At 68.5% G+C, this 18,156-nt stretch carries 18 protein-coding genes; 8 read left to right on the plus strand and 10 right to left on the minus strand.

The annotated features are described in order from the left end of the window. Positions 1 to 102: 102 nt before the first annotated feature. Entirely contained in the window at positions 103 to 1,791 is a 1,689-nt protein-coding gene (gene fadD2, locus M8R19_RS08915) for a long-chain-fatty-acid--CoA ligase FadD2 (protein WP_249917603.1), read from the minus strand. 221 nt (positions 1,792 to 2,012) lie between these two features. On the opposite strand from fadD2, the gene M8R19_RS08920 reads away from it, so the two are divergent. Then, positions 2,013 to 2,963, plus strand: a complete 951-nt coding sequence (locus M8R19_RS08920; protein WP_249917604.1) for an alpha/beta hydrolase — start codon at positions 2,013 to 2,015, stop codon at positions 2,961 to 2,963. After that, positions 2,960 to 3,430 carry a MaoC family dehydratase gene (locus M8R19_RS08925; RefSeq protein WP_009618521.1) on the plus strand — a complete coding sequence of 157 codons (471 nt, stop codon included), beginning with the start codon at positions 2,960 to 2,962 and terminating at the stop codon, positions 3,428 to 3,430. Before M8R19_RS08920 ends, M8R19_RS08925 begins: the two co-directional genes overlap by 4 nt. A 449-nt stretch (positions 3,431 to 3,879) precedes the next feature. On the opposite strand, the gene ccoM is transcribed toward M8R19_RS08925, so the two are convergent. The 4 genes from ccoM to M8R19_RS08940 all read right to left on the minus strand — a co-directional run bounded on the left by ccoM (position 3,880) and on the right by M8R19_RS08940 (position 5,304). Beyond that, positions 3,880 to 3,990, minus strand: a complete 111-nt coding sequence (ccoM, locus tag M8R19_RS33155; protein WP_009618523.1) for a cytochrome c oxidase subunit CcoM — start codon at positions 3,988 to 3,990, stop codon at positions 3,880 to 3,882. A gap of 213 nt (positions 3,991 to 4,203) precedes the next feature. Further along, positions 4,204 to 4,365, minus strand: coding sequence for a hypothetical protein (locus tag M8R19_RS08930; protein WP_249917605.1), 162 nt, complete (start codon positions 4,363 to 4,365; stop codon positions 4,204 to 4,206). Between the two features lie 2 nt (positions 4,366 to 4,367). After that, positions 4,368 to 4,961: an alpha-ketoglutarate-dependent dioxygenase AlkB family protein gene (locus M8R19_RS08935; protein WP_249917606.1), complete on the minus strand. Its 594-nt coding sequence runs from the start codon at positions 4,959 to 4,961 to the stop codon at positions 4,368 to 4,370. A 49-nt stretch (positions 4,962 to 5,010) separates the two neighbouring features. Further along, positions 5,011 to 5,304 carry a hypothetical protein gene (locus M8R19_RS08940; RefSeq protein WP_043314185.1) on the minus strand — a complete coding sequence of 98 codons (294 nt, stop codon included), beginning with the start codon at positions 5,302 to 5,304 and terminating at the stop codon, positions 5,011 to 5,013. Between the two features lie 231 nt (positions 5,305 to 5,535). Here M8R19_RS08940 and rapA point away from each other — a divergent pair, with 231 nt between their 5' ends. Both rapA and uspN read left to right on the plus strand, forming a co-directional pair. Further along, entirely contained in the window at positions 5,536 to 8,391 is a 2,856-nt protein-coding gene (rapA, locus tag M8R19_RS08945) for an RNA polymerase-associated protein RapA (protein ID WP_249917607.1), read from the plus strand. Between the two features lie 676 nt (positions 8,392 to 9,067). Continuing rightward, positions 9,068 to 9,517, plus strand: coding sequence for a universal stress protein UspN (uspN, locus tag M8R19_RS08950; RefSeq protein WP_116422435.1), 450 nt, complete (start codon positions 9,068 to 9,070; stop codon positions 9,515 to 9,517). Between the two features lie 168 nt (positions 9,518 to 9,685). Here the strand turns inward: uspN and M8R19_RS08955 are convergent, their stop codons facing one another. The 3 genes from M8R19_RS08955 to M8R19_RS08965 form a co-directional block, all read right to left on the minus strand. Then, complete coding sequence (locus M8R19_RS08955) at positions 9,686 to 11,350, minus strand: phosphoethanolamine transferase (protein WP_249917608.1); 1,665 nt, start codon at positions 11,348 to 11,350, stop codon at positions 9,686 to 9,688. 131 nt (positions 11,351 to 11,481) lie between these two features. Then, a complete protein-coding gene (locus tag M8R19_RS08960; protein ID WP_249917609.1) occupies positions 11,482 to 12,273 on the minus strand; it encodes a hydroxypyruvate isomerase family protein in 792 nt (263 codons plus the stop codon). A gap of 11 nt (positions 12,274 to 12,284) precedes the next feature. Beyond that, on the minus strand, positions 12,285 to 13,172 hold the full coding sequence (locus M8R19_RS08965; RefSeq protein WP_249917610.1) for an NAD(P)-dependent oxidoreductase: 888 nt from the start codon (positions 13,170 to 13,172) through the stop codon (positions 12,285 to 12,287). Between the two features lie 169 nt (positions 13,173 to 13,341). On the opposite strand from M8R19_RS08965, the gene M8R19_RS08970 reads away from it, so the two are divergent. The 4 genes from M8R19_RS08970 to phnE are packed head-to-tail and all read left to right on the plus strand — an operon-like array spanning position 13,342 to position 16,593. Then, positions 13,342 to 14,199 carry a putative selenate ABC transporter substrate-binding protein gene (locus tag M8R19_RS08970; RefSeq protein WP_074976565.1) on the plus strand — a complete coding sequence of 286 codons (858 nt, stop codon included), beginning with the start codon at positions 13,342 to 13,344 and terminating at the stop codon, positions 14,197 to 14,199. Then, positions 14,196 to 14,999, plus strand: a complete 804-nt coding sequence (locus M8R19_RS08975) for a phosphonate ABC transporter ATP-binding protein (protein ID WP_249917611.1) — start codon at positions 14,196 to 14,198, stop codon at positions 14,997 to 14,999. The genes M8R19_RS08970 and M8R19_RS08975 overlap by 4 nt, the downstream gene beginning before the upstream one ends. Beyond that, positions 14,993 to 15,814 carry a PhnE/PtxC family ABC transporter permease gene (locus tag M8R19_RS08980; RefSeq protein ID WP_058070186.1) on the plus strand — a complete coding sequence of 274 codons (822 nt, stop codon included), beginning with the start codon at positions 14,993 to 14,995 and terminating at the stop codon, positions 15,812 to 15,814. Before M8R19_RS08975 ends, M8R19_RS08980 begins: the two co-directional genes overlap by 7 nt. Further along, positions 15,811 to 16,593 carry a phosphonate ABC transporter, permease protein PhnE gene (phnE, locus tag M8R19_RS08985; protein WP_249917612.1) on the plus strand — a complete coding sequence of 261 codons (783 nt, stop codon included), beginning with the start codon at positions 15,811 to 15,813 and terminating at the stop codon, positions 16,591 to 16,593. Before M8R19_RS08980 ends, phnE begins: the two co-directional genes overlap by 4 nt. A 789-nt stretch (positions 16,594 to 17,382) precedes the next feature. Here the strand turns inward: phnE and M8R19_RS08990 are convergent. Then, the gene (locus tag M8R19_RS08990) at positions 17,383 to 17,748 is read right to left on the minus strand and encodes a DUF5064 family protein (RefSeq protein ID WP_074976575.1); all 366 of its coding nucleotides are present in this window, start codon (positions 17,746 to 17,748) and stop codon (positions 17,383 to 17,385) included. A 65-nt stretch (positions 17,749 to 17,813) separates the two neighbouring features. Further along, complete coding sequence (locus M8R19_RS08995) at positions 17,814 to 18,131, minus strand: DUF2288 domain-containing protein (RefSeq protein WP_074976809.1); 318 nt, start codon at positions 18,129 to 18,131, stop codon at positions 17,814 to 17,816. Positions 18,132 to 18,156: the final 25 nt, after the last annotated feature.

Below are 18,156 nucleotides of genomic sequence, written 5' to 3' on the forward strand. Positions count from 1 at the left end.
TGGATTGTCTGACAAAGACGCTGCCAGGGAAAGTGAGACGAAAAAAACGGAGGCGGGTCGTCGGACCGGCCTCCGTTCAGAGGGTTGTTGCGGCCGAACCGGTCAGGCGCTCTCGCGCAGCTCGCGGCGCAGGATCTTGCCCACCGGGGTCATCGGCAGGGCCTCCTTGAGGACGATCTGCTTGGGAACCTTGTAGCCGGTGAAGTTCTCCTTGCAGTAGGCCTTCAGCTCCTCCACCGTCAGACCCGGCTCACGGGCCACGACGAAGAGTTTGACGGCCTCGCCGGAACGTTCGTCCGGCACCCCGACCGCGGCGCAGTTGGCCACCTTCGGGTGGGCCATGACCACATCCTCGATCTCGTTGGGGTAGACGTTGAAGCCGGAAACGATGATCAGGTCCTTCTTGCGGTCGACGATGCGCACGAAACCATCTTCGTCGATCACCGCGATGTCGCCGGTGCGCAGCCAGCCCTCGGCGTCCAGCACCTCCTCGGTGGCCTCCGGGCGCTGCCAGTAGCCCTTCATCACCTGCGGGCCCTTCACGCACAGCTCGCCGCGTTCGCCCACGGGCTGCTCGTTGCCCTCGTCGTCGATCACCTTGAGCGCGGTGCCCGGCACCGGGATGCCCACGGTGCCCAGGCGCGCCAGCTCGCCGTAGGGGTTGGTGGAGACCACCGGCGAGGTCTCGGTGAGGCCATAGCCCTCGACCACGGTGCAGCCGGTGGCGGCCTTCCAGCGCTCGGCGGTGGCCGAAACCAGCGCGGTGCCGCCGGAGTTGGTGACCTTGAGGTTGGAGAAGTCCAGGTCCTTGAACTCCGGGTGCTCCATCAGCGCCACGAACAGCGTGTTCAGCCCCAGCAGCGAGGAGAAGCGCCACTTCTTCAGCTCCTTGATGAAGCCGGGGATGTCCCGCGGGTTGCTGATCAGCACGTTGTGGTTGCCGTTGTGCATCATGCACATGCAATTCGCGGTGAAGGCATAGATGTGGTACAGCGGCAGCGGCGCGATCATCACCTCGCCGCCCTCGTTCATCAGCGGGCGGCCGTCGGGGCCGTGCTGCGACAGGCAGGCGTCCACCTGCAGCATGTTCGCCACCAGGTTGCCGTGGGTGAGCATGGCGCCCTTGGCCACGCCGGTGGTGCCGCCGGTGTACTGCAGTACGGCGATGTCCTCCAGGCCGACCTTGACCGGTTGCAGCGCATGGCCGCGGCCCTGGCGCAATACCTCCTTGAAGGGCACCGCCTGGGGCAGCTGGTAGTCCGGGACCATCTTCTTCACGTGCTTGACCGCGGCGTTGACCAGCAGGCCCTTGAGCGCCGGCTGCAGGTCGCCCATCTGCGCCTCGATCAGGTATTCGATGCCGGTGTCCGGCAGCACTTCCTGCACCAGCTTGCCGAACAGGTTGACGTAGACCAGCGCCCGCGCCCCCGAGTCCTTGAACTGGTGGCGCATCTCGCGGGCGGTGTACAGCGGGTTGGTGTTGACCACCACCAGGCCGGCGCGCAGGGCGCCGAACACGGCGATGGGGTATTGCAGGACGTTGGGCATCTGCACGGCGATGCGCTCGCCGGGCTTGAGGTCGGTGTTGCGCTGCAGGTAGGCGGCGAAGGCGGCGGACAGGCGGTCCAGCTCGGCGTAGGTGAGGGTCACGCCCATGTTGCTGAACACCGGGCGGTCGGCGAAGCGCTTGCAGGAGCGCTCGAACACTTCCACCACCGACTTGTAGGCGCCCAGGTCGAGCTGGCTGGGCACGCCGGCGGGACGTTTGTCGTTCCAGAATTCCGCTTGCATTGGCTGTTGTCCTCTTTATTACCTGCAAGGCTGTTCCCGGCCGGCTCCCTCGGGCATCCGGCGCTGGGGCATCCGTCGCAAAGTAGCAGTTGCCCGCTGGAGCGCAAATAGTCCGGCCGTTCCCATTTACCTCGTGAATCTTGCGCCACCGCTGGCGGGATGCTGCGCGGCGCCGGGCACTGCTAGAATGCCGCCACCCCGAGCCGGCACAAGGATTGCCCATGCCGTACGCCGCCTACTGGCTGACCGCCAGCGACCAGACCCCGCTGTACACCCACCATTGGGCCGCCGAGGCGCCGAGGGGCGTGGTGATGCTCTCCCACGGCATGGCCGAGCACGCCGGGCGCTACGCCCGCCTGGGCGAGGCGCTGAACGCCGCCGGCTGGGCGCTGTTCGCCATCGACCAGCGCGGCCACGGCCGCACCGCCGAGCACGGCGACCTGGGCCACTACGCCGACCAGGGCGGCTGGGGCAAGGTGGTGGGCGACCTGCTCAGCCTCAACCGCCACGTGCGCGAGCAGCACCCCGGCCTGCCGGTGGTCCTGCTCGGCCACAGCATGGGCAGCTACATCGCCACCGCCTACCTGCTGCAGCACAGCGCCACGCTGCAAGGCGCGGTGCTCTCCGGCTCCAACTACCAGAGCATCGCGCTGTACCGCGCCGCGCGCCTGGTGGCCCGCTTCGAGCGCTGGCGCCAGGGCCCGCTGGGGCGCAGCGCGCTGATCGAGTTCCTCTCCTTCGGCTCGTTCAACAAGGCCTTCAAGCCCAACCGCACGGAATTCGACTGGCTCAGCCGCGACACCCGCGAGGTGGACAAGTACATCAGCGACCCGCTGTGCGGCTTCCGCTGCAGCAACCAGCTGTGGCTGGACCTGCTCGGCGGCCTGGAGGACATCACCCCGGTGCAGCACCTGGCGCGCATCGACAAGGCCCTGCCGCTGCTGATCATCGGCGGCGAGCGCGACCCGGTCAGCCAGGGCAAGCGCCTGCGCGACCTAGCCGCGGCGCTGGGCCGCGCCGGACTGCGCGACGTGCAGACGCAGATCTACCCCGAGGCCCGCCACGAGTTGTTCAACGAGACCAACCGCGACGAGGTCACCCGCAACCTGATCGCCTGGCTGGACGGAATCCTTTCCGCCGGTCCCGGCGCGAACCACGAGGAAAAGCCATGACCCAGGTGCAGAACGTTCCCTATGCCGAGCTCGAAGTCGGGCAGAAGGCCAGCTTCCAGCGCCCGGTCGGCGAGCGCGACATCCAGCTCTTCGCCGAAGTCTCCGGCGACCGCAACCCGGTCCACCTGGACGCCGACTACGCCGCCACCACCCTGTTCAAGGAGCGCATCGCCCACGGCATGCTCAGCGGCGCGCTGATCAGCGCCGCCATCGCCACCACCCTGCCCGGCCCGGGCACCATCTACCTGGGCCAGAGCCTGCGCTTCACCCGCCCGGTGAAGATCGGCGACGTGCTCGACGTGGAGCTGGAAGTGCTGGAAAAACTGCCGAAGAACCGCGTGCGCATCGGCACCCGCGTGCTCAACCAGAACGGCGAGGCGGTGGTGGAAGGCGAAGCCGAGGTGCTGGCGCCGAAGCAGAAGCTGGACATCGAACTGCCGGCGCTGCCGCCGATCACCATCGGCTGATCCGCGCCCACAAAAAAACGCCGCTTTCCCCCGAGGGGGAAGCGGCGTTTTTTATTCATTGCCTCGAAGCCGACTGCGCCGAGATGCTCTTCGTAGGATGGGTTGAGCCTGCGAAACCCATGCGGTCGTGGCGATGGGTATCGCTTCGCTCAACCCATCCTACGATGGCGTGTCTCCTCGCCATCGTGCGACCTGCGCGGGCGGAGCCCTACCATACCGGCGGGCACTGCTTCTGGCTTCTCGTAGGAGCGAGCTTGCTCGCGAACCGCATGGCAGCGTGTTCGTTCGCGAGCAAGCTCGCTCCTACGAAGAGCATTCCGGCGTAGCCTGCAAGAGTGGGAAGCACGGATGCAGGAGCGGACTCCGTCCGCGATGAAAAATCGCAGGCAAAAAAACGGGCGACCGAAGTCGCCCCAAGTGCCTTGCGTGCTCTGTGATCGGGAAGGAGATCAGCCCTTCTTGTGGCTGTCCTTCCAGATGAAATATCCGACTCCACCGCAGAACAGGACCATCAGACCAACGGTGACAATGCCGGCGAGAACCACTTCGTCGATGAACATGATGCTGGCCTCCTGAATCCCTGTGCGTTTTGAAGATGGGCTCAGGTTAGCGTCGGCCGGGGGCGCGATATTGACCTGGATCAATGGCCGCAAAGCCCCGGTTCACGGGGCTTCGGATAACTGATCCAGATCAAGTTCGAGGCGGGGTGGGCTGCGGTGTATGGCCGCGCGGGGCGGCTTCGGGCGGGGTTTTCGCAGGCGGGCGGGACGGGTTCAGCACTTCTTCGGCTTGCCCTTGCCCTTCTTGCGTGCCTTGCCCAGCGGCAGGGCCTGCTCGAAGGCCTTGCGCACTTCCTGCAGGCGCTTCTCGTGGACGTCGTGGATGCGCTTGTCGCGCTCGGCGTTGAAGTCGATCAGCTTGTCGTCGTTGCTCATGATCAGGCATGCACCAGGCGGAAAGTCAGGTTCAGGCGGGGGGCGACCGGGCGCCGCGTCTTGGCCACCTGATGCTGCCAATAATGCTGTGTTGCGCCGGACATGACCAGCAGGCTGCCGGAATCCAGCGCCAGGGAGTGCTCGATGGCCGTGCGGCCCTTGCGGCGCAGGTCGAAGCGCCGCGTGCCGCCGAGGTTCAGCGAGGCCACCAGCGGGTTGCGGCCCAGCTCCGGCTCGTCGTCGCTGTGCCAGCCCATGGAATCCTGGCCGTCGCGGTAATAGTTGAGCAGCACGCCGTTCAGGCGCTGGCCGGCCTCGGCCTGCACGCGCTCGCGGATTTCCGCCAGCAGCGGCGTCCATGGCAGCGGCCGGTGCACCAGCCCGGAGTAACGGTAGCTGGCCTCGGCATCGCCGTACCAGGCCACCAGGCGCGGCACCGGGTAGTCGCGGCCGTGCAGGTGCACGCTGGGCCGCTCCCAGGGAGTATTCTCGACCAGTTCGGCGAACCAGGCCTTGGCGCAGGCTTCATCGCACCAGTGCGGGATCAGGCGCAGCTCGGCGTGTTCTAGGTGGATGGGCGCGTCGGCGAAGAGCATGGTGGTGACGGGAGGCGGGTCGGAAAGGACAGCTTACTACGCGGCGCGCTCAGACCTCGATGTCGATCCACACGCCCTTGCGCGGCGCCTCGCCCAGGCCGTCGTCGGCGGGCTCCTCCGGCGCCTCGGGCTCAGCCTCCTCGCCCTGCGCCTGCTGCCGGCGCCGCTGGTGCTGCGGGTACTCTTCCTCCGGCGTCATTTCCGCCGGGCGGCGCTCCAGGCCCACGGCGGCATCGCCCGTGGCAGGGACCACCGGCGCCACCGGGGCGACGTCCGGGCGCGAGCGCGCCGGGTCCTGCTGCGCGGTGACCGGCAGTACGTCGCTGGGGATCGGCGGGATCATGGCTGTCGCTGGCTCCTCGCGGGCTTCAGGTTGTCGGCTGGCGGCGGCAGGCGCCGGGGCCGTCGCTACACTTCACGGAACAATCCGCATCCATCCCGGTCCTGGCCGGCGGCGCGGAGCCGGCGCAGGTCCATCGCCCCCCCAAGGCGGCGATGCCACCCGGCCGCTGCGTGCGAACGGGCGTCGCTGAAAGCCGCGTGTTCCGTTACCATAGCCGGCTTTTTGCGGGAGGTGTCCATGGCGCAGTATCAACCGGGTCAACGCTGGATCAGCGACAGTGAAGCAGAATTGGGGCTGGGCACCATCCTGGCGCTCGACGGACGGCTGCTCACCGTGCTCTATCCGGCCACCGGGGATACCCGCCAGTACGCCGAACGCAACGCCCCGCTGACCCGCGTGCGCTTCGCCCCGGGCGACGAGGTGACGCACTTCGAAGGCTGGAAGATGACCGTCCGCGAGGTCGAGGAGGTCGACGGCCTGCTGGTCTACCACGGCATCAACTCGCACAACGACGCCAAGATACTCCCGGAAACCCAGCTGTCCAACTTCATCCAGTTCCGCCTGGCCAGCGACCGCCTGTTCGCCGGGCAGATCGACCCCATGCCCTGGTTCGCCCTGCGCTACCACACCCTGGAACACCGCACCCGCCTGCTGCAATCCTCCCTCTGGGGCCTGGGCGGCGCCCGCGCCCAGCCCATCGCGCACCAGTTGCACATCGCCCGCGAGGTCGCCGACCGCATCGCCCCGCGCGTCCTGCTGGCCGACGAAGTGGGCCTGGGCAAGACCATCGAGGCCGGCCTGGTGATCCATCGCCAGCTGCTCTCCGGGCGCGCCAGCCGCGTGCTCATCCTGGTGCCGGAGAACCTGCAGCACCAGTGGCTGGTGGAGATGCGCCGGCGCTTCAACCTGGAAGTGGCGCTGTTCGACCGCGAGCGCTTCGCCGAAAGCGACGCCAGCAACCCCTTCGAGGACAGCCAGCTGGCCCTGGTGGCCCTGGAGTGGATCCGCGCCGACGAGCGCGCCCAGGACGCCCTGTGCGCCGCCGGCTGGGACCTGCTGGTGGTCGACGAGGCCCACCACCTGGTCTGGCACCCGGAGCAGGCCAGCCGCGAGTACCAGCTGGTGGAAACCCTGGCGCAGATCATCCCCGGCGTGCTGCTGCTCACCGCCACCCCGGAACAGCTGGGCCTGGACAGCCACTTCGCGCGCCTGCGCCTGCTCGACCCGGACCGCTTCCATGACCTGGAGGCCTTCCGCCGCGAGAGCAGCCAGTACCGCCCGGTCGCCGAGGCGGTGCAGGAACTGATCGACCAGGGCCGCCTGTCCCCCGCCGCGCGCGAGGCCATCCATGGCTTCCTCGGCGCAGCCGGCGACGAGCTGCTGGCCAGCGTCGAGGGCGGCGACGACGATGCCCGCGCGCGCCTGGTCCGCGAGCTGCTGGACCGCCACGGCACCGGCCGCGTGCTGTTCCGCAATACCCGCGCCGCGGTGCAGGGCTTCCCTGAGCGCCAGCTGCACAGCTACCCGCTGCCGAACCCGGTGGAATACATGGAGCTGCCGGTCGGCGAACACCCGGACCTGTACCCGGAAGTGAGCTTCCAGGCGCAAGTCGACGACAACACCGACGAGAACGCCCGCTGGTGGCGCTTCGACCCCCGCGTGGAATGGCTGATCGACACCCTGAAGATGCTCAAGCAGTTCAAGGTGCTGGTGATCTGCGCCCACGCCGAGACCGCCCTGGACCTGGAAGACGCCCTGCGCCTGCGCTCGGGCATCCCGGCCACGGTGTTCCACGAGGGCATGAGCATCCTCGAGCGCGACCGCGCCGCGGCCTACTTCGCCGACGAGGAATTCGGCGCCCAGGTGCTGATCTGCTCGGAAATCGGCAGCGAAGGCCGCAACTTCCAGTTCGCCCACCACCTGGTGCTGTTCGACCTGCCGGCCCACCCGGACCAGCTGGAACAGCGCATCGGCCGCCTGGACCGCATCGGCCAGCGGCACACCATCCAGATCCACGTGCCGCACCTGGAGAACAGCCCGCAGGAACGCCTGTTCCAGTGGTACCACCAGGCGCTCAACGCCTTCCTCGCCACCTGCCCCACCGGCAACGCCCTGCAGCACCGCTACGGCCCGCGTCTGGTGGAACTGCTCGAAGGCAGCGACGACGATGCCTTCGCCGCCCTGCTCGAAGAAGGCCAGGCCGCGCGCCTGGCCCTGGAAGCGGAAATGCACAGCGGCCGCGACCGCCTGCTGGAGCTGAATTCCGGCGGCGCCGGCGAGGGCGAGGCGCTGGTGGAAGAGATCGAGGAACAGGACGACCAGTTCGCCCTGCCGATCTACATGGAGAAGCTGTTCGACACCTACGGCATCGACAGCGAGGACCACTCCGAGAACGCGCTGATCCTCAAGCCCAGCGAGAAGATGCTCGACGCCAGCTTCCCCCTGGGCGACGACGAGGGCGTGACCGTCACCTACGACCGCGCCCAGGCCCTGGCCCGCGAGGACATGCAGTTCCTCACCTGGGAACACCCCATGGTGCAGGGCGGCATGGACCTGGTGCTGTCCGGCTCGCTGGGCAACACCTCGGTGGCGATCATCAAGAACAAGGCGCTCAAGCCCGGCACCGTGCTGCTGGAGATGCTCTTCGTCAGCGAGGCGGTGGCCCCGCGCAAGCTGCAGCTGGGGCGCTTCCTGCCGCCGGTGGCGCTGCGCTGCCTGCTCGACGCCAACGGCAACGACCTGGCCGCCCGGGTGGCCTTCGAAACGCTGCACGAGCAGCTGGAAAGCGTGCCGCGCGCCAGCGCCAACAAGTTCGTCCAGGCCCAGCGCGACGTGCTGGCCAAGCAGTTCGCCATCGGCGAGGCCAGGATCGCCCCGCGCCACGCCGAGCGCGTGGAGAAGGCCCGCCAGCAACTGGTGGCGAGCCTGGACGAGGAACTGGCGCGTCTGACCGCGCTCAGGCAGGTCAACCCCAGCGTGCGCGACAGCGAACTGGAAGCCCTGCGCACCCAGCGCGACGAGAGCGTCGCCCTGCTGGACAAGGCCTCGCTGCGCCTGGAGGCGATCCGCGTACTGGTCGCCGGCTGATCCGCGCCACGCCCAAGAGGCCGCCCCGGGAAACCGCGGCGGCCTTTTTCATGCCTGCCCAATTGGCGTCCCCCTGTAGGAGCGGACCTTGTCCGCGATAGCCGGACGATCCGGCGCGATTCGCGGATGAGATCCGCTCCTACGCTGCCCCACCCTCGCCATTCCCATGTAGGAGCGCGCCCTGCGCGCGAAATCGCGGGCAGGGCCCGCTCCTACAGGTTGCAGGGGAGCACAGCGTGCCTCCCCCGTAGGAGCGGACCTTGTCCGCGATAGCCGGGCGATCCGGCGCGATTCGCGGATGAGATCCGCTCCTACGCTGCCCCACCCACACCATTCCCATGTAGGAGCGCGCCCTGCGCGCGAAATCGCGGGCAGGGCCCGCTCCTATAGGTTGCAGGGGAGCACAACGTGCCTCCCCCGTAGGAGCGGACCTTGTCCGCGATAGCCGGGCGATCCGGCGCGATTCGCGGATGAGATCCGCTCCTACGCTGCCCCACCCTCACCATTCCCATGTAGGAGCGCGCCCTGCGCGCGAAACCGCGGACGAAGTCCGCTCGCGCGGAGCCCCTTCCGCCGGCACATCCGCCCTCACGGTCTACTATTGACGCTGCGCAAGGGAATCCACCCCGGGGAGAGCTAGAGTTTTCCCACCAAGCCACTCATTGAGGGATACATCATGTACGAGCGCATTCTGGTAGCAGTGGACGGCAGCCCGGTTTCCGACCGCGCGCTGGGCGAGGCGGTCAAGCTGGCGCAACTGACGGGCGGCGAGCTGCGCGTCATCACCATCGTCGACAGCCCGCTGCGCCACCTGCCCGACTATGCCGTCTACTACAACCCCGAGCCGCTGCGCGAAGCCGCGCTGAAGGCCGCCGACGACGTGCTGGCCAAGGCCCGCGAGCAGGTGGGCGACAAGGTCAAGGCAAAGTTCGACCGCGTGTGCCAGGAGCGCGCCAGCGAGGAAATCGCCGAACGCATCGAGCTGGAGGCCGAGGACGCCAAGGCCGACGTGATCGTCATGGGCACCCACGGCCGCCGCGGCGTGCGCCGGCTGATGCTGGGCAGCGTGGCCGAGGGCCTGCTGCGCGTCAGCAACCGCCCGGTGCTGCTGGTTCGCGACAAGTAACGGCAACCCACGAAACGAAAAAGGCCGTGCGGGTCACCCCGCACGGCCTTTTTTTCACCTGGAGCCCCCACCCTGTAGGAGCGAGCTTGCTCGCGAACGAGCCCCGCTGCGGACTCTGTTCGCGAGCAAGCTCGCTCCTACGAAAAGCAGAAGGCTACGGCATCGGCGTCATTCGCCCGCCGCCACAGCGTTGCCGCGGCAGGAGTGGAAGATGTCCAGGCCCGGCTGGTACAGGCTGGTGCGCACGTCCAGCAGGCCGAGCACCGAGTGGAACAGGTTGTCGTGGCTCAGGTCCTGCTCGTCGCGCTTGCCGGCCAGGCAGCCGCGGTCGATGCCCAGGTCGCGCAGGGTCGAGGGGCCGAACCACATCACCATGGGCACGTGGACCTGCGCCGCCGGGGCGATGGCGTAGGGCGCGGCGTGCAGGTACACGCCGTTCTCGCCCAGCGACTCGCCGTGGTCGGAGACGTAGAGCATCGAGGTGTCGTACCTGTCGCTGTTCTTCTTCAGCAGATCGATCACCTTCGACAGGAAGAAGTCGGTATAGAGGATGGTGTTGTCGTAGACGTTCACCAGCTCGTCCTTCGAACAGCTGCCCAGCTGGTTGGTGCGGCACACCGGCTTGAAGCGCTCCATGTCCGCCGGGTAGCGGTCGTAGTACTCCGGGCCGTGGCTGCCGTCGGCGTGCAGGACGATGATGGCGTTGTCCTTCAGGCCGTCGATGTATGCCTGCAGGTCCTGCAGCAGGGCCTCGTCCAGGCAGCGGTTGCCGTCGCAGAACGGGCCGGGCTGGTTCTTCGGGATGTCGCGGTGCGGCACGCGCAGGCAGGTGCCCTTGCAGTCGCTGTTGTTGTCCAGCCAGATCACCTGCAGGCCGGCGCGCTGCAGCACGTCCAGCAGGCTCTCGTAGGTCTTGCCCTTCTTGTCGCTGTAGTCCTCGCGGGGGAACTTGGAGAACATGCAGGGCACCGACACCGCGGTGGAGGTGCCGCAGGAATGCACCTGGGTGAAGTTGAGGATATCCAGCTTCGCCAGCTCCGGGTTGGTTTCGCGGGCGTAGCCGTTGAGCGAGAAGTGGTCGGCCCGCGCGGTCTCGCCGACGACGAAGACGAACAGCGACTTCTTCGCCCGCTGCGCGGCCTTGGCGCTCTGCACCGCGTCCTCGCCGATCTTCTGCACCACCAGGTCGGCCTTCTTGATGCCCAGGCGCTGCTTGCCGTACTTGCTCACGGCGTAGATGTAGTTGGTCGGGTTGATGAAGTGGGTCAGCTTGTCTTCCTCGCGGAAGATCGGCGCGTAGGTGGAATAGAAGCCGCCCACCATCACCGCCACTGCGGCCACGCAGGCGAACGCCACCAGCACCTTGTTCAGCAGCCCGCGCAGGAACGGCTTGTAAGCCACCGGCAGCGCCCAGACCAGCGCCGAGGGCAGCGCCCCGAGCAGCAGCAGGTAGGCCACCAGGCGGCCGCTGAACAGCGCCTCGGCCTCGCCCGGGTTGGTCTCGAAGACGTTCTGCACCATCACCGTGTCGATGGCGATGCCGTAGCTGTTCATGAAGTAGGCGGCCGCCGCCGAGCACAACGCCACCAGGGTCAGTGCCGGCTTGAGCAGCGGACGGAACGACACCAGGGTCAGCAGCAGGCTGAAGGCGGCCCAGAGGAAGACGCCGAAGGAGGCGAAGAAGGCGATGCGGTACGCCCCCTGCAACGGCACCAGGCCGTCCAGGGCCTTCCAGGTGGCGAGGTTGTAGAACAGCACCAGGGCCAGGGAAAACAGCAGCACCAGGCGGTTGGAACTGATCGTGGGTAACAGGCGGCGGTTGCCCTCGGACATCGAGGCACTCCTTGACTGGGCGCAGCGGAAGAACGGCATCGCCCACCGTCACGGCGGGCGCGCCGAATCTACTGATCAGTTAGTCAAAAAAGTGTCAAATTTGCCACTGAATCGATACAACGTTTGTCGGCTCAGGCCGATTTCAGACGTTCCCGCCAAGCCGGCAACCAGCCCAGGCCAGCGCTGGTGGCGCCAGCCGGGCGGTATTCGGCGCCCAGCCAGCCGGCGTAGCCCTGGGCCCGCAGGGCCGCCAGCGCCGGCTCGAAGTCCAGTTCGCCGCTACCCGGCTCGCCGCGCCCGGGGGCGTCGGCGAACTGCACGTGGCCGATATGCCCTTGCAGCTGGCGCACGCAATCCGCCAGGTCCAGGCCCATGCGCGCCATGTGGTAGAAGTCCAGCTGCGCTGCCAGGTTCGGGTGGCCGACGCGCGCCAGCAGGTCCAGCAGGTGCTGCGGGGTGTTGAGCAGGAAGCCGGGCATGTCGTGCAGGTTGATCGCCTCCATCAGCACCGCAATGCCGCGCCCGGCGAAGGCCTCGGCGGTCTGCCGCAGGTGTTCGGCCAGCAGCGCCAGCGCCTGCTCGCGTTCGACGCCCTCGGCCAGGCGCCCGGCCAGCACGTTGATCTTCTGCGGCCGCGCCACCTCGGCGTAGTCCAGGGCCTGGCGCAGCCCGGCGGCGAACTGCGCCTCGCGCCCCGGCACCGCGGCCAGCCCGGCGCCGCCCTGCATCAGGTCGCCGGCCGGCAGGTTGAACAGCACCAGCGGCATGCCACTGCGTTGCAGCTCGGCCTGCAATGCCGCGGCCGGCACCTCGTAGGGAAACTGGATCTCCACCCCGGCGAAACCGGCCTCGGCGGCGGCGCGCACGCGCTCGATCAGCGGCAGCTCGGTGAACAATAGGGACAGGTTGGCGCAGATCGGCATGGCGGCATTCCTCAATCGCGGGGTTGGCGGTACTGCTCAACCAGGGTGGCCGGGTCGTGCGCCAGGTGGCCCTGGCTGCCGTGCAGGCGCATCAGTTGCGCGGCCAGGCCGCTCATGGGCGTGGCCGAGCCCTGCTCGCGGGACAGCTTCACCGCGGTGTCCAGGTCCTTGAGCAGGGTGCGCACGTGCCACTTGATCGGCTCGAAGCGGCTCTCGGCCATCTGCGGGGCGAGGATCTGCAAGGGCTTGGAATCGGCGAAACCGCCGGCCAGGGCCGGGGCGATCAGGCTGGCGTCGACCCCGGCGCTCTCCGCCAGGGCCACCACTTCGGCGATCACCAGGGCGTTGCAGGCGACGATCATCTGGTTGCACACCTTGGTCACCTGGCCGGCGCCGACCTCGCCCATGCGCGTCAGGCGCTGGCCGAGGTGGGCGAGAACGGGGCGGACGCGCTCGATGTCCTCCACCCGGCCGCCGGCCATGATCGCCAGGCTGCCGGCCTCGGCGCCCGGCGTGCCGCCGGAAACCGGCGCATCGATCCAGCGCATGCCGCTGCGCGCCTCCAGCTCGGCGGCCATCTCGCGGGTGGCGGCCGGTTCCAGGCTGGAGAAGTCCACCAGCAACTGCCCGGGCTTCGCCCCCTCGACGATGCCACCGGGGCCGAACACCACCTCGCGCACGGCGGCGGTGTCGGCCAGGCACAGCATGACGATCTCGGCATCCGCGCACAGCTGCGCGGGGCTCTGCGCGGCGCGGGCGCCCTCCCCGGCCAGCAGCTCGCGCTTGGCGGCGGAGCGGTTCCACACGGTCAACGGGTAGCCGGCGGCCAGCAGGCGGCGGCTCATGGGCACGCCCATCAGGCCGAGGCCGGCGAAGGCGATGGAGGGCAAGGCAGACATGGATGGCTCCTGTCGGGCAAAATAGCGGGCACGGGGACGGCCATCTTAACCGTCCACCGCCGCCTTCGCCGAGCCTGCGAGCCCGCCGCCGTGGTCATTTCCACGCGCACCGGCAGACCGCCACTATACTTCCCAGGCTTTTTCCGCTATTGAACCGGAGACTGCTCCCATGCTGAAACGCACCCTGGCGCTCGCCGCCTGTTTTGCGCTGTCCCTTTCCGCCAGCTTCACCCAAGCCGAAACCCTGAAGGAACTGAAGGTCTCGGCGATCCCCGACGAAGCCCCCACCGAGCTGCTGCGCAAGTTCAAGCCGCTGGGCGAATACCTGCAGGAACGCCTGGGCATGCCGGTGAAGTTCATCCCGGTGTCCGACTATGCCGGCGTGGTCGAGGCCCTGGCCGCCGACCGCCTGGACATGGCCTGGCTGGGCGGCTTCACCTTCGTCCAGGCGCGGCTGAAGACCGGCAACGCCATCCCCCTGGTGCAGCGCGAGCAGGACCAGCAGTTCACCAGCAAATTCATCAGCGCCGACCCGCACGTGAAGTCGCTGCAGGACCTCAAGGGCAAGACCTTCGCCTTCGGCTCGGTGTCCTCCACCTCCGGCAGCCTGATGCCGCGCTACTTCATGCAGAAGGACGGCATCGTGCCCGAGCAGTTCTTCTCCCGCGTGGCCTACTCCGGCGCCCACGACGCCACCGTGGCCTGGGTCCAGGCCGGCAAGGTGGACGCCGGCGTGCTCAACGCCTCGGTGTGGCAGAAGCTGGTGGACGCCGGCAAGGTCGACACCGACAAGGTGAAGGTCTTCGCCACCACCCCGACCTACTACGACTACAACTGGACGGTGCGCGGCAACCTCGACCCGGCCCTGGCCGAGAAGATCAAGCAGGCCTTCCTCGACCTCGACCCGAGCAAGCCGCGCGACAAGGCCATCCTCGACCTGCAGGCGGCCAGCCGCTTCATCGAGACCAAGCCCGAGAACTACAAGGGCATCGAGGAGTCGGCCCGCGCCGCCGGCCTGTTGAAGTGAGCCTGCGCCTGACCGGCGTGGAGCACCAGCACGCCAACGGCCAGCGCGCCCTCGCCGGCATCGACCTGAGCGTCGAGGCCGGCGAGCGGGTGGCGATCATCGGCCCCTCGGGCGCCGGCAAGACCACCCTGCTGCGCGTGCTGGCCACCGCCCTGAAGCCCAGCCACGGCGAGATCGAACTGCTCGGCAGCCAGCCCTGGCGCCTGGGCGCCCGGGCCCGCCAGCGCCTGCGCGCGCGCATCGGCCTGATCCACCAGGCGCCGCCGCTGCCGCCGCGCCAGCGGGTGGTCAACGCCGTGCTGGCCGGGCGCCTCGGCCAGTGGCCGCTGTGGAAGAGCCTGGCCAGCCTGCTCTACCCGCTGGACATCGACGGCGCCCGCGAGGCCCTGCGCAGCCTGGACCTGGCCGACAAACTGTTCCAGCGCTGCGACCAGCTTTCCGGCGGCCAGCTGCAGCGCGTCGGCATCGCCCGCGCGCTGTACCAGCAGCCGCAACTGCTGCTGGCCGACGAGCCGGTCTCGGCGATGGACCCGGTGCTCGCCGGGCACACTCTCGACCTGCTCACCCGCGAGGCCGCCAACCGTGGCCTGACGCTGCTGGCCAGCCTGCATGCGGTGGACCTGGCCCTGGCGCACTTCCCGCGCGTCGTCGGCATCCGCGACGGGCGCATCGCCTTCGACAAGCCGGCCGCCAGCGTCAGCCCGGACGACCTGCAGCAGCTCTACGCCAACGAACAGCTGAGCCTGGATGCCCCGGCGCCGGTCGAGCCCCTGCACGTGGTGCAGATCCCGCGATGCTGAAACCCCGCGACCCCGCCGCCCTGCCGCGGCTGCTGCTGACCGCCCTGGCGCTGCTGTTGCTGTGGCCCGGCCTGCGCCTGAGCGAACTGGACATCCCCGGCCTGTTCAGCGGCGACAACGCGCGCACCATGGCCGGCTTCCTCGCCGGCTTCTGGCCGCCGGCCCACGACGCCGAATTCCTCGCCATCCTCGGCCGCGCCACCCTGGAAACCCTGGCCATCGCCACCGCCGGCATGGCCCTGGCCTGGCTCATCGCCTTCCCCGCGGCGCTGCTGGCCACCCGCGCGCTGTCGCTGTCCGCCCTGCCCCGCGGCGGCCTGCCTGCCTGGTGGGCGCGGGCCCTGCGCTGGCCGGTGCGGCTGCTGCTGATCGTGCTGCGCAGCATCCCGGAGATCGTCTGGGCGCTGCTGTTCGTCCGTGCCGTCGGCCTGGGCCCCACAGCCGGCGTCATGGCCATCGCCATCACCTACGGCGGCATGCTCGGCAAGGTCTACGCGGAAATCTTCGAATCGGTGGACCCGCGCCCCACCCGCGCGCTGCTGCTGGGCGGCGGCTCGCGGCTGGGCGCCTTCGCCTACGGCCTGCTGCCCCAGGCGGCCAGCGAGATGATCTCCTACACCGTGTACCGCTGGGAGTGCGCCATCCGCGCCTCGGTGGTCATGGGCTTCGTCGGTGCCGGCGGGCTCGGCCAGCAGGTCGACCTGTCGCTGCGCATGTTCGCCGGCGGCGAGGTGGCCAGCATCCTGCTGACCTTCCTGCTGCTGGTGCTGGGCGCCGACCAGCTCAGCCGCTTCCTGCGCCGGAGGCTGGAATGAACCGCGCCCGCGCCGGACTGCTGCGCGCCATCGGCTGGAGCCTGGCGATCCTGCTCGCGGTGGCGGCCTCCTTCATCTATCTGCAAGTCGACAGCGATGGCCTGCTCAGCGGCGAAGGCCTGCGGCAGATGCTCGGCTACGCCCGCGACTTCTTCCCGCCGGACCTGTCCGCCACGCACCTGAGCGCGGTGGCCCGCGGCGCTCTGGAAACCCTGGCCATGTCGGCCCTGGGCACATTGCTCGCGGCGCTGCTGGGCATGCTCTTCGCGCTACCGGCCGCCGGCCGCTTCGGCGCCGCCGCGCAGAGCCTGGCGCGCTTCGTCCTCAACGCCCTGCGCGCGGTGCCGGAACTGGTGTGGGGCGCGCTCATGGTGCTGGCCGCGGGCCTGGGCCCCAACGCCGGCACCCTGGCCCTGGCCCTGCACACCGGCGGCGTGCTCGGCCGGCTGTTCGCCGAGGCCCTGGAAAACACCCCGGCCGAACCCGCCGAGGCCCTGCGCCTGGGCGGCAGCGGGCGGGTCGCCGCCTTCGCCTACGGCACCCTGCCGGCGGTCTGGCCGCAACTGGTGGCTTACATCCTCTACCGCTGGGAGAACAACATCCGCATGGCCAGCGTGCTCGGCTTCGTCGGCGCCGGCGGCCTGGGGCAGATGCTCTACTTCAGTCTCAGCCTGTTCCAGCAGGCCCAGGCGGCCACGGTGATCCTCGCCATGCTGGTGCTGGTGCTGGGCGTCGACAGCCTAAGCGCCTGGGCGCGGCAGCGGTGGGTCAGTGCCTGAGGGCGTAGGGCGGAACACCGGAGCCGAATAACAATGGCGGATAATGCCGTACGGATTTCCAGAGAAGTTTAGGTGCTGGGTTCAAGAGCGCCCTCACCCCAGCCCTCTCCCGCAAGCGGGAGAGGGGGCTGTCCTGAGCGAAGGGAGAATCCTGAGTCATCCTGAAACACCTGCCCCCCACCTCGTCATTCCCGCGAACGCGGGAATCCAGTGACGGCTGGGTTCGCGAGCAAGCTCGCTCCTACGAAGAGCAAAAGCAAAAGCGCGTTTGCTCTTGGGACTTCCAGAGAAATAGCCGAGCGCACCGGAACGCCCCTTCAGAAGGCCGAGCGAAACCCGCGCTCAGGAGGTCATGCGACATGGATGTCGCGAGAGCCCCGCGGGCTACAGGGACGTACCCTCGGGGCGGGCCTCCGTGGCGGGGGAATTCGCGAGGGTAGCCCGGCTCCATCGGGCCCGTATGTTGGGGCAAGCCTTTTTGGTTCCTTTTTGCGGGGGTGGCCTTCCACCGTTTGACAAAAGGGACTCGCCCGAGGGGGCGAAACGAGAGACATCAACGCACTCGGTGCGGCGCGCTACACCGAGCCCAACCCCAAAAGTCTCTGGGTTCCCGCGTTCGCGAGAATGACGGGGTGGAGATCGGAGCACAGAGCCGAGGTCCCCCGCTCCGCAAACCAAGCCATAGCCCACCCCACATGAAAATGCCGTTTCCCCCAGCCAGAGAAACGGCATCCTCTTTTAAGTAAACAGCAGCATCACGGCACCCGCCGGGCTTCCGCGTATCAGGGCTCACTCACCGCCATGGAGCACCTTGTCCAAGTCCACCGGATCCCCCGGATGGGTCCCCAGCTTGACGCGGATGTCCTCGAACATCGCATCGTATTCCTTGTGGATGCGCACGATCGGCCCGAAGCGCGGGTGCAGGCCATGCTTCTGCGCAATGCGGGTAGCATCGCTGGCGAAGTTGAAGGCCTGGTCCTTCGGCATGTCGAACTCTTCCTTGAAGGCATTACCGTCGATGCTGCCGTCCATGGTGAAGTGGACATAGGCACCCTTCTCGGCGTCGTGGCGAATCTCGTAGTACAGGTGGATATCCAGCGCCTGCTGGTCAAGGCCCGGCAGGGCGTGGAGATGCAGGTGACCAGGCTCGAACATGACGTGACTCCTTGCAGTGGTCCCGCAAGTCTAGCTCGCCTGCGGGCAACGCAAGCCGCCCCGGGTCAATGCAGGCGGTTTTTTTCCGCACGCTCCTGAACCAGCACCCAGGGCGCCACCACCACCGCCCACAGCTGCGGGTCGCGTTCGAGGAAGTCGCGGGCGCGGGCCTCGTCGACCCGCGCCAGGTCGCCGCTGGCCAGCCAGGCGGCGACCTTCTGGCGGTCGTCCTCGGCCACGGCCTGCGCGGCCTCCACCAGGTCGACGGCCTCGCCCACCAGCAGCAGGGCGCCGCGGGCGAAGAACGGCTGCAGCTCCTGCCAGGAAATCATCGCGGTCTCGCCGAGCAGCTTGGCATAGAGGGTGCTAGTTTGTTCAGTCATGGTGCTCACCGGGAAATCAGGCGGC

Origin of the sequence: Pseudomonas sp. R3.Fl (assembly GCF_023516765.1) — a bacterium.
In the GTDB taxonomy this organism is placed as follows: domain Bacteria; phylum Pseudomonadota; class Gammaproteobacteria; order Pseudomonadales; family Pseudomonadaceae; genus Pseudomonas; species Pseudomonas citronellolis.

Coding starts and splice junctions, on each gene's coding strand:
- uspN (WP_116422435.1), top strand. CDS start 9,068: ATGTACGAGCGCATTCTGGTAGCAGTGGACGGCAGCCCGGTTTCCGAC.
- M8R19_RS08920 (WP_249917604.1), top strand. CDS start 2,013: ATGCCGTACGCCGCCTACTGGCTGACCGCCAGCGACCAGACCCCGCTG.
- M8R19_RS08995 (WP_074976809.1), bottom strand. CDS start 18,131: ATGACTGAACAAACTAGCACCCTCTATGCCAAGCTGCTCGGCGAGACC.
- M8R19_RS08970 (WP_074976565.1), top strand. CDS start 13,342: ATGCTGAAACGCACCCTGGCGCTCGCCGCCTGTTTTGCGCTGTCCCTT.
- M8R19_RS08935 (WP_249917606.1), bottom strand. CDS start 4,961: ATGCTCTTCGCCGACGCGCCCATCCACCTAGAACACGCCGAGCTGCGC.
- M8R19_RS08955 (WP_249917608.1), bottom strand. CDS start 11,350: ATGTCCGAGGGCAACCGCCGCCTGTTACCCACGATCAGTTCCAACCGC.
- M8R19_RS08930 (WP_249917605.1), bottom strand. CDS start 4,365: ATGAGCAACGACGACAAGCTGATCGACTTCAACGCCGAGCGCGACAAG.
- M8R19_RS08980 (WP_058070186.1), top strand. CDS start 14,993: ATGCTGAAACCCCGCGACCCCGCCGCCCTGCCGCGGCTGCTGCTGACC.
- M8R19_RS08940 (WP_043314185.1), bottom strand. CDS start 5,304: ATGATCCCGCCGATCCCCAGCGACGTACTGCCGGTCACCGCGCAGCAG.
- M8R19_RS08990 (WP_074976575.1), bottom strand. CDS start 17,748: ATGTTCGAGCCTGGTCACCTGCATCTCCACGCCCTGCCGGGCCTTGAC.
- fadD2 (WP_249917603.1), bottom strand. CDS start 1,791: ATGCAAGCGGAATTCTGGAACGACAAACGTCCCGCCGGCGTGCCCAGC.
- phnE (WP_249917612.1), top strand. CDS start 15,811: ATGAACCGCGCCCGCGCCGGACTGCTGCGCGCCATCGGCTGGAGCCTG.
- M8R19_RS08960 (WP_249917609.1), bottom strand. CDS start 12,273: ATGCCGATCTGCGCCAACCTGTCCCTATTGTTCACCGAGCTGCCGCTG.
- M8R19_RS08965 (WP_249917610.1), bottom strand. CDS start 13,172: ATGTCTGCCTTGCCCTCCATCGCCTTCGCCGGCCTCGGCCTGATGGGC.
- M8R19_RS08925 (WP_009618521.1), top strand. CDS start 2,960: ATGACCCAGGTGCAGAACGTTCCCTATGCCGAGCTCGAAGTCGGGCAG.
- ccoM (WP_009618523.1), bottom strand. CDS start 3,990: ATGTTCATCGACGAAGTGGTTCTCGCCGGCATTGTCACCGTTGGTCTG.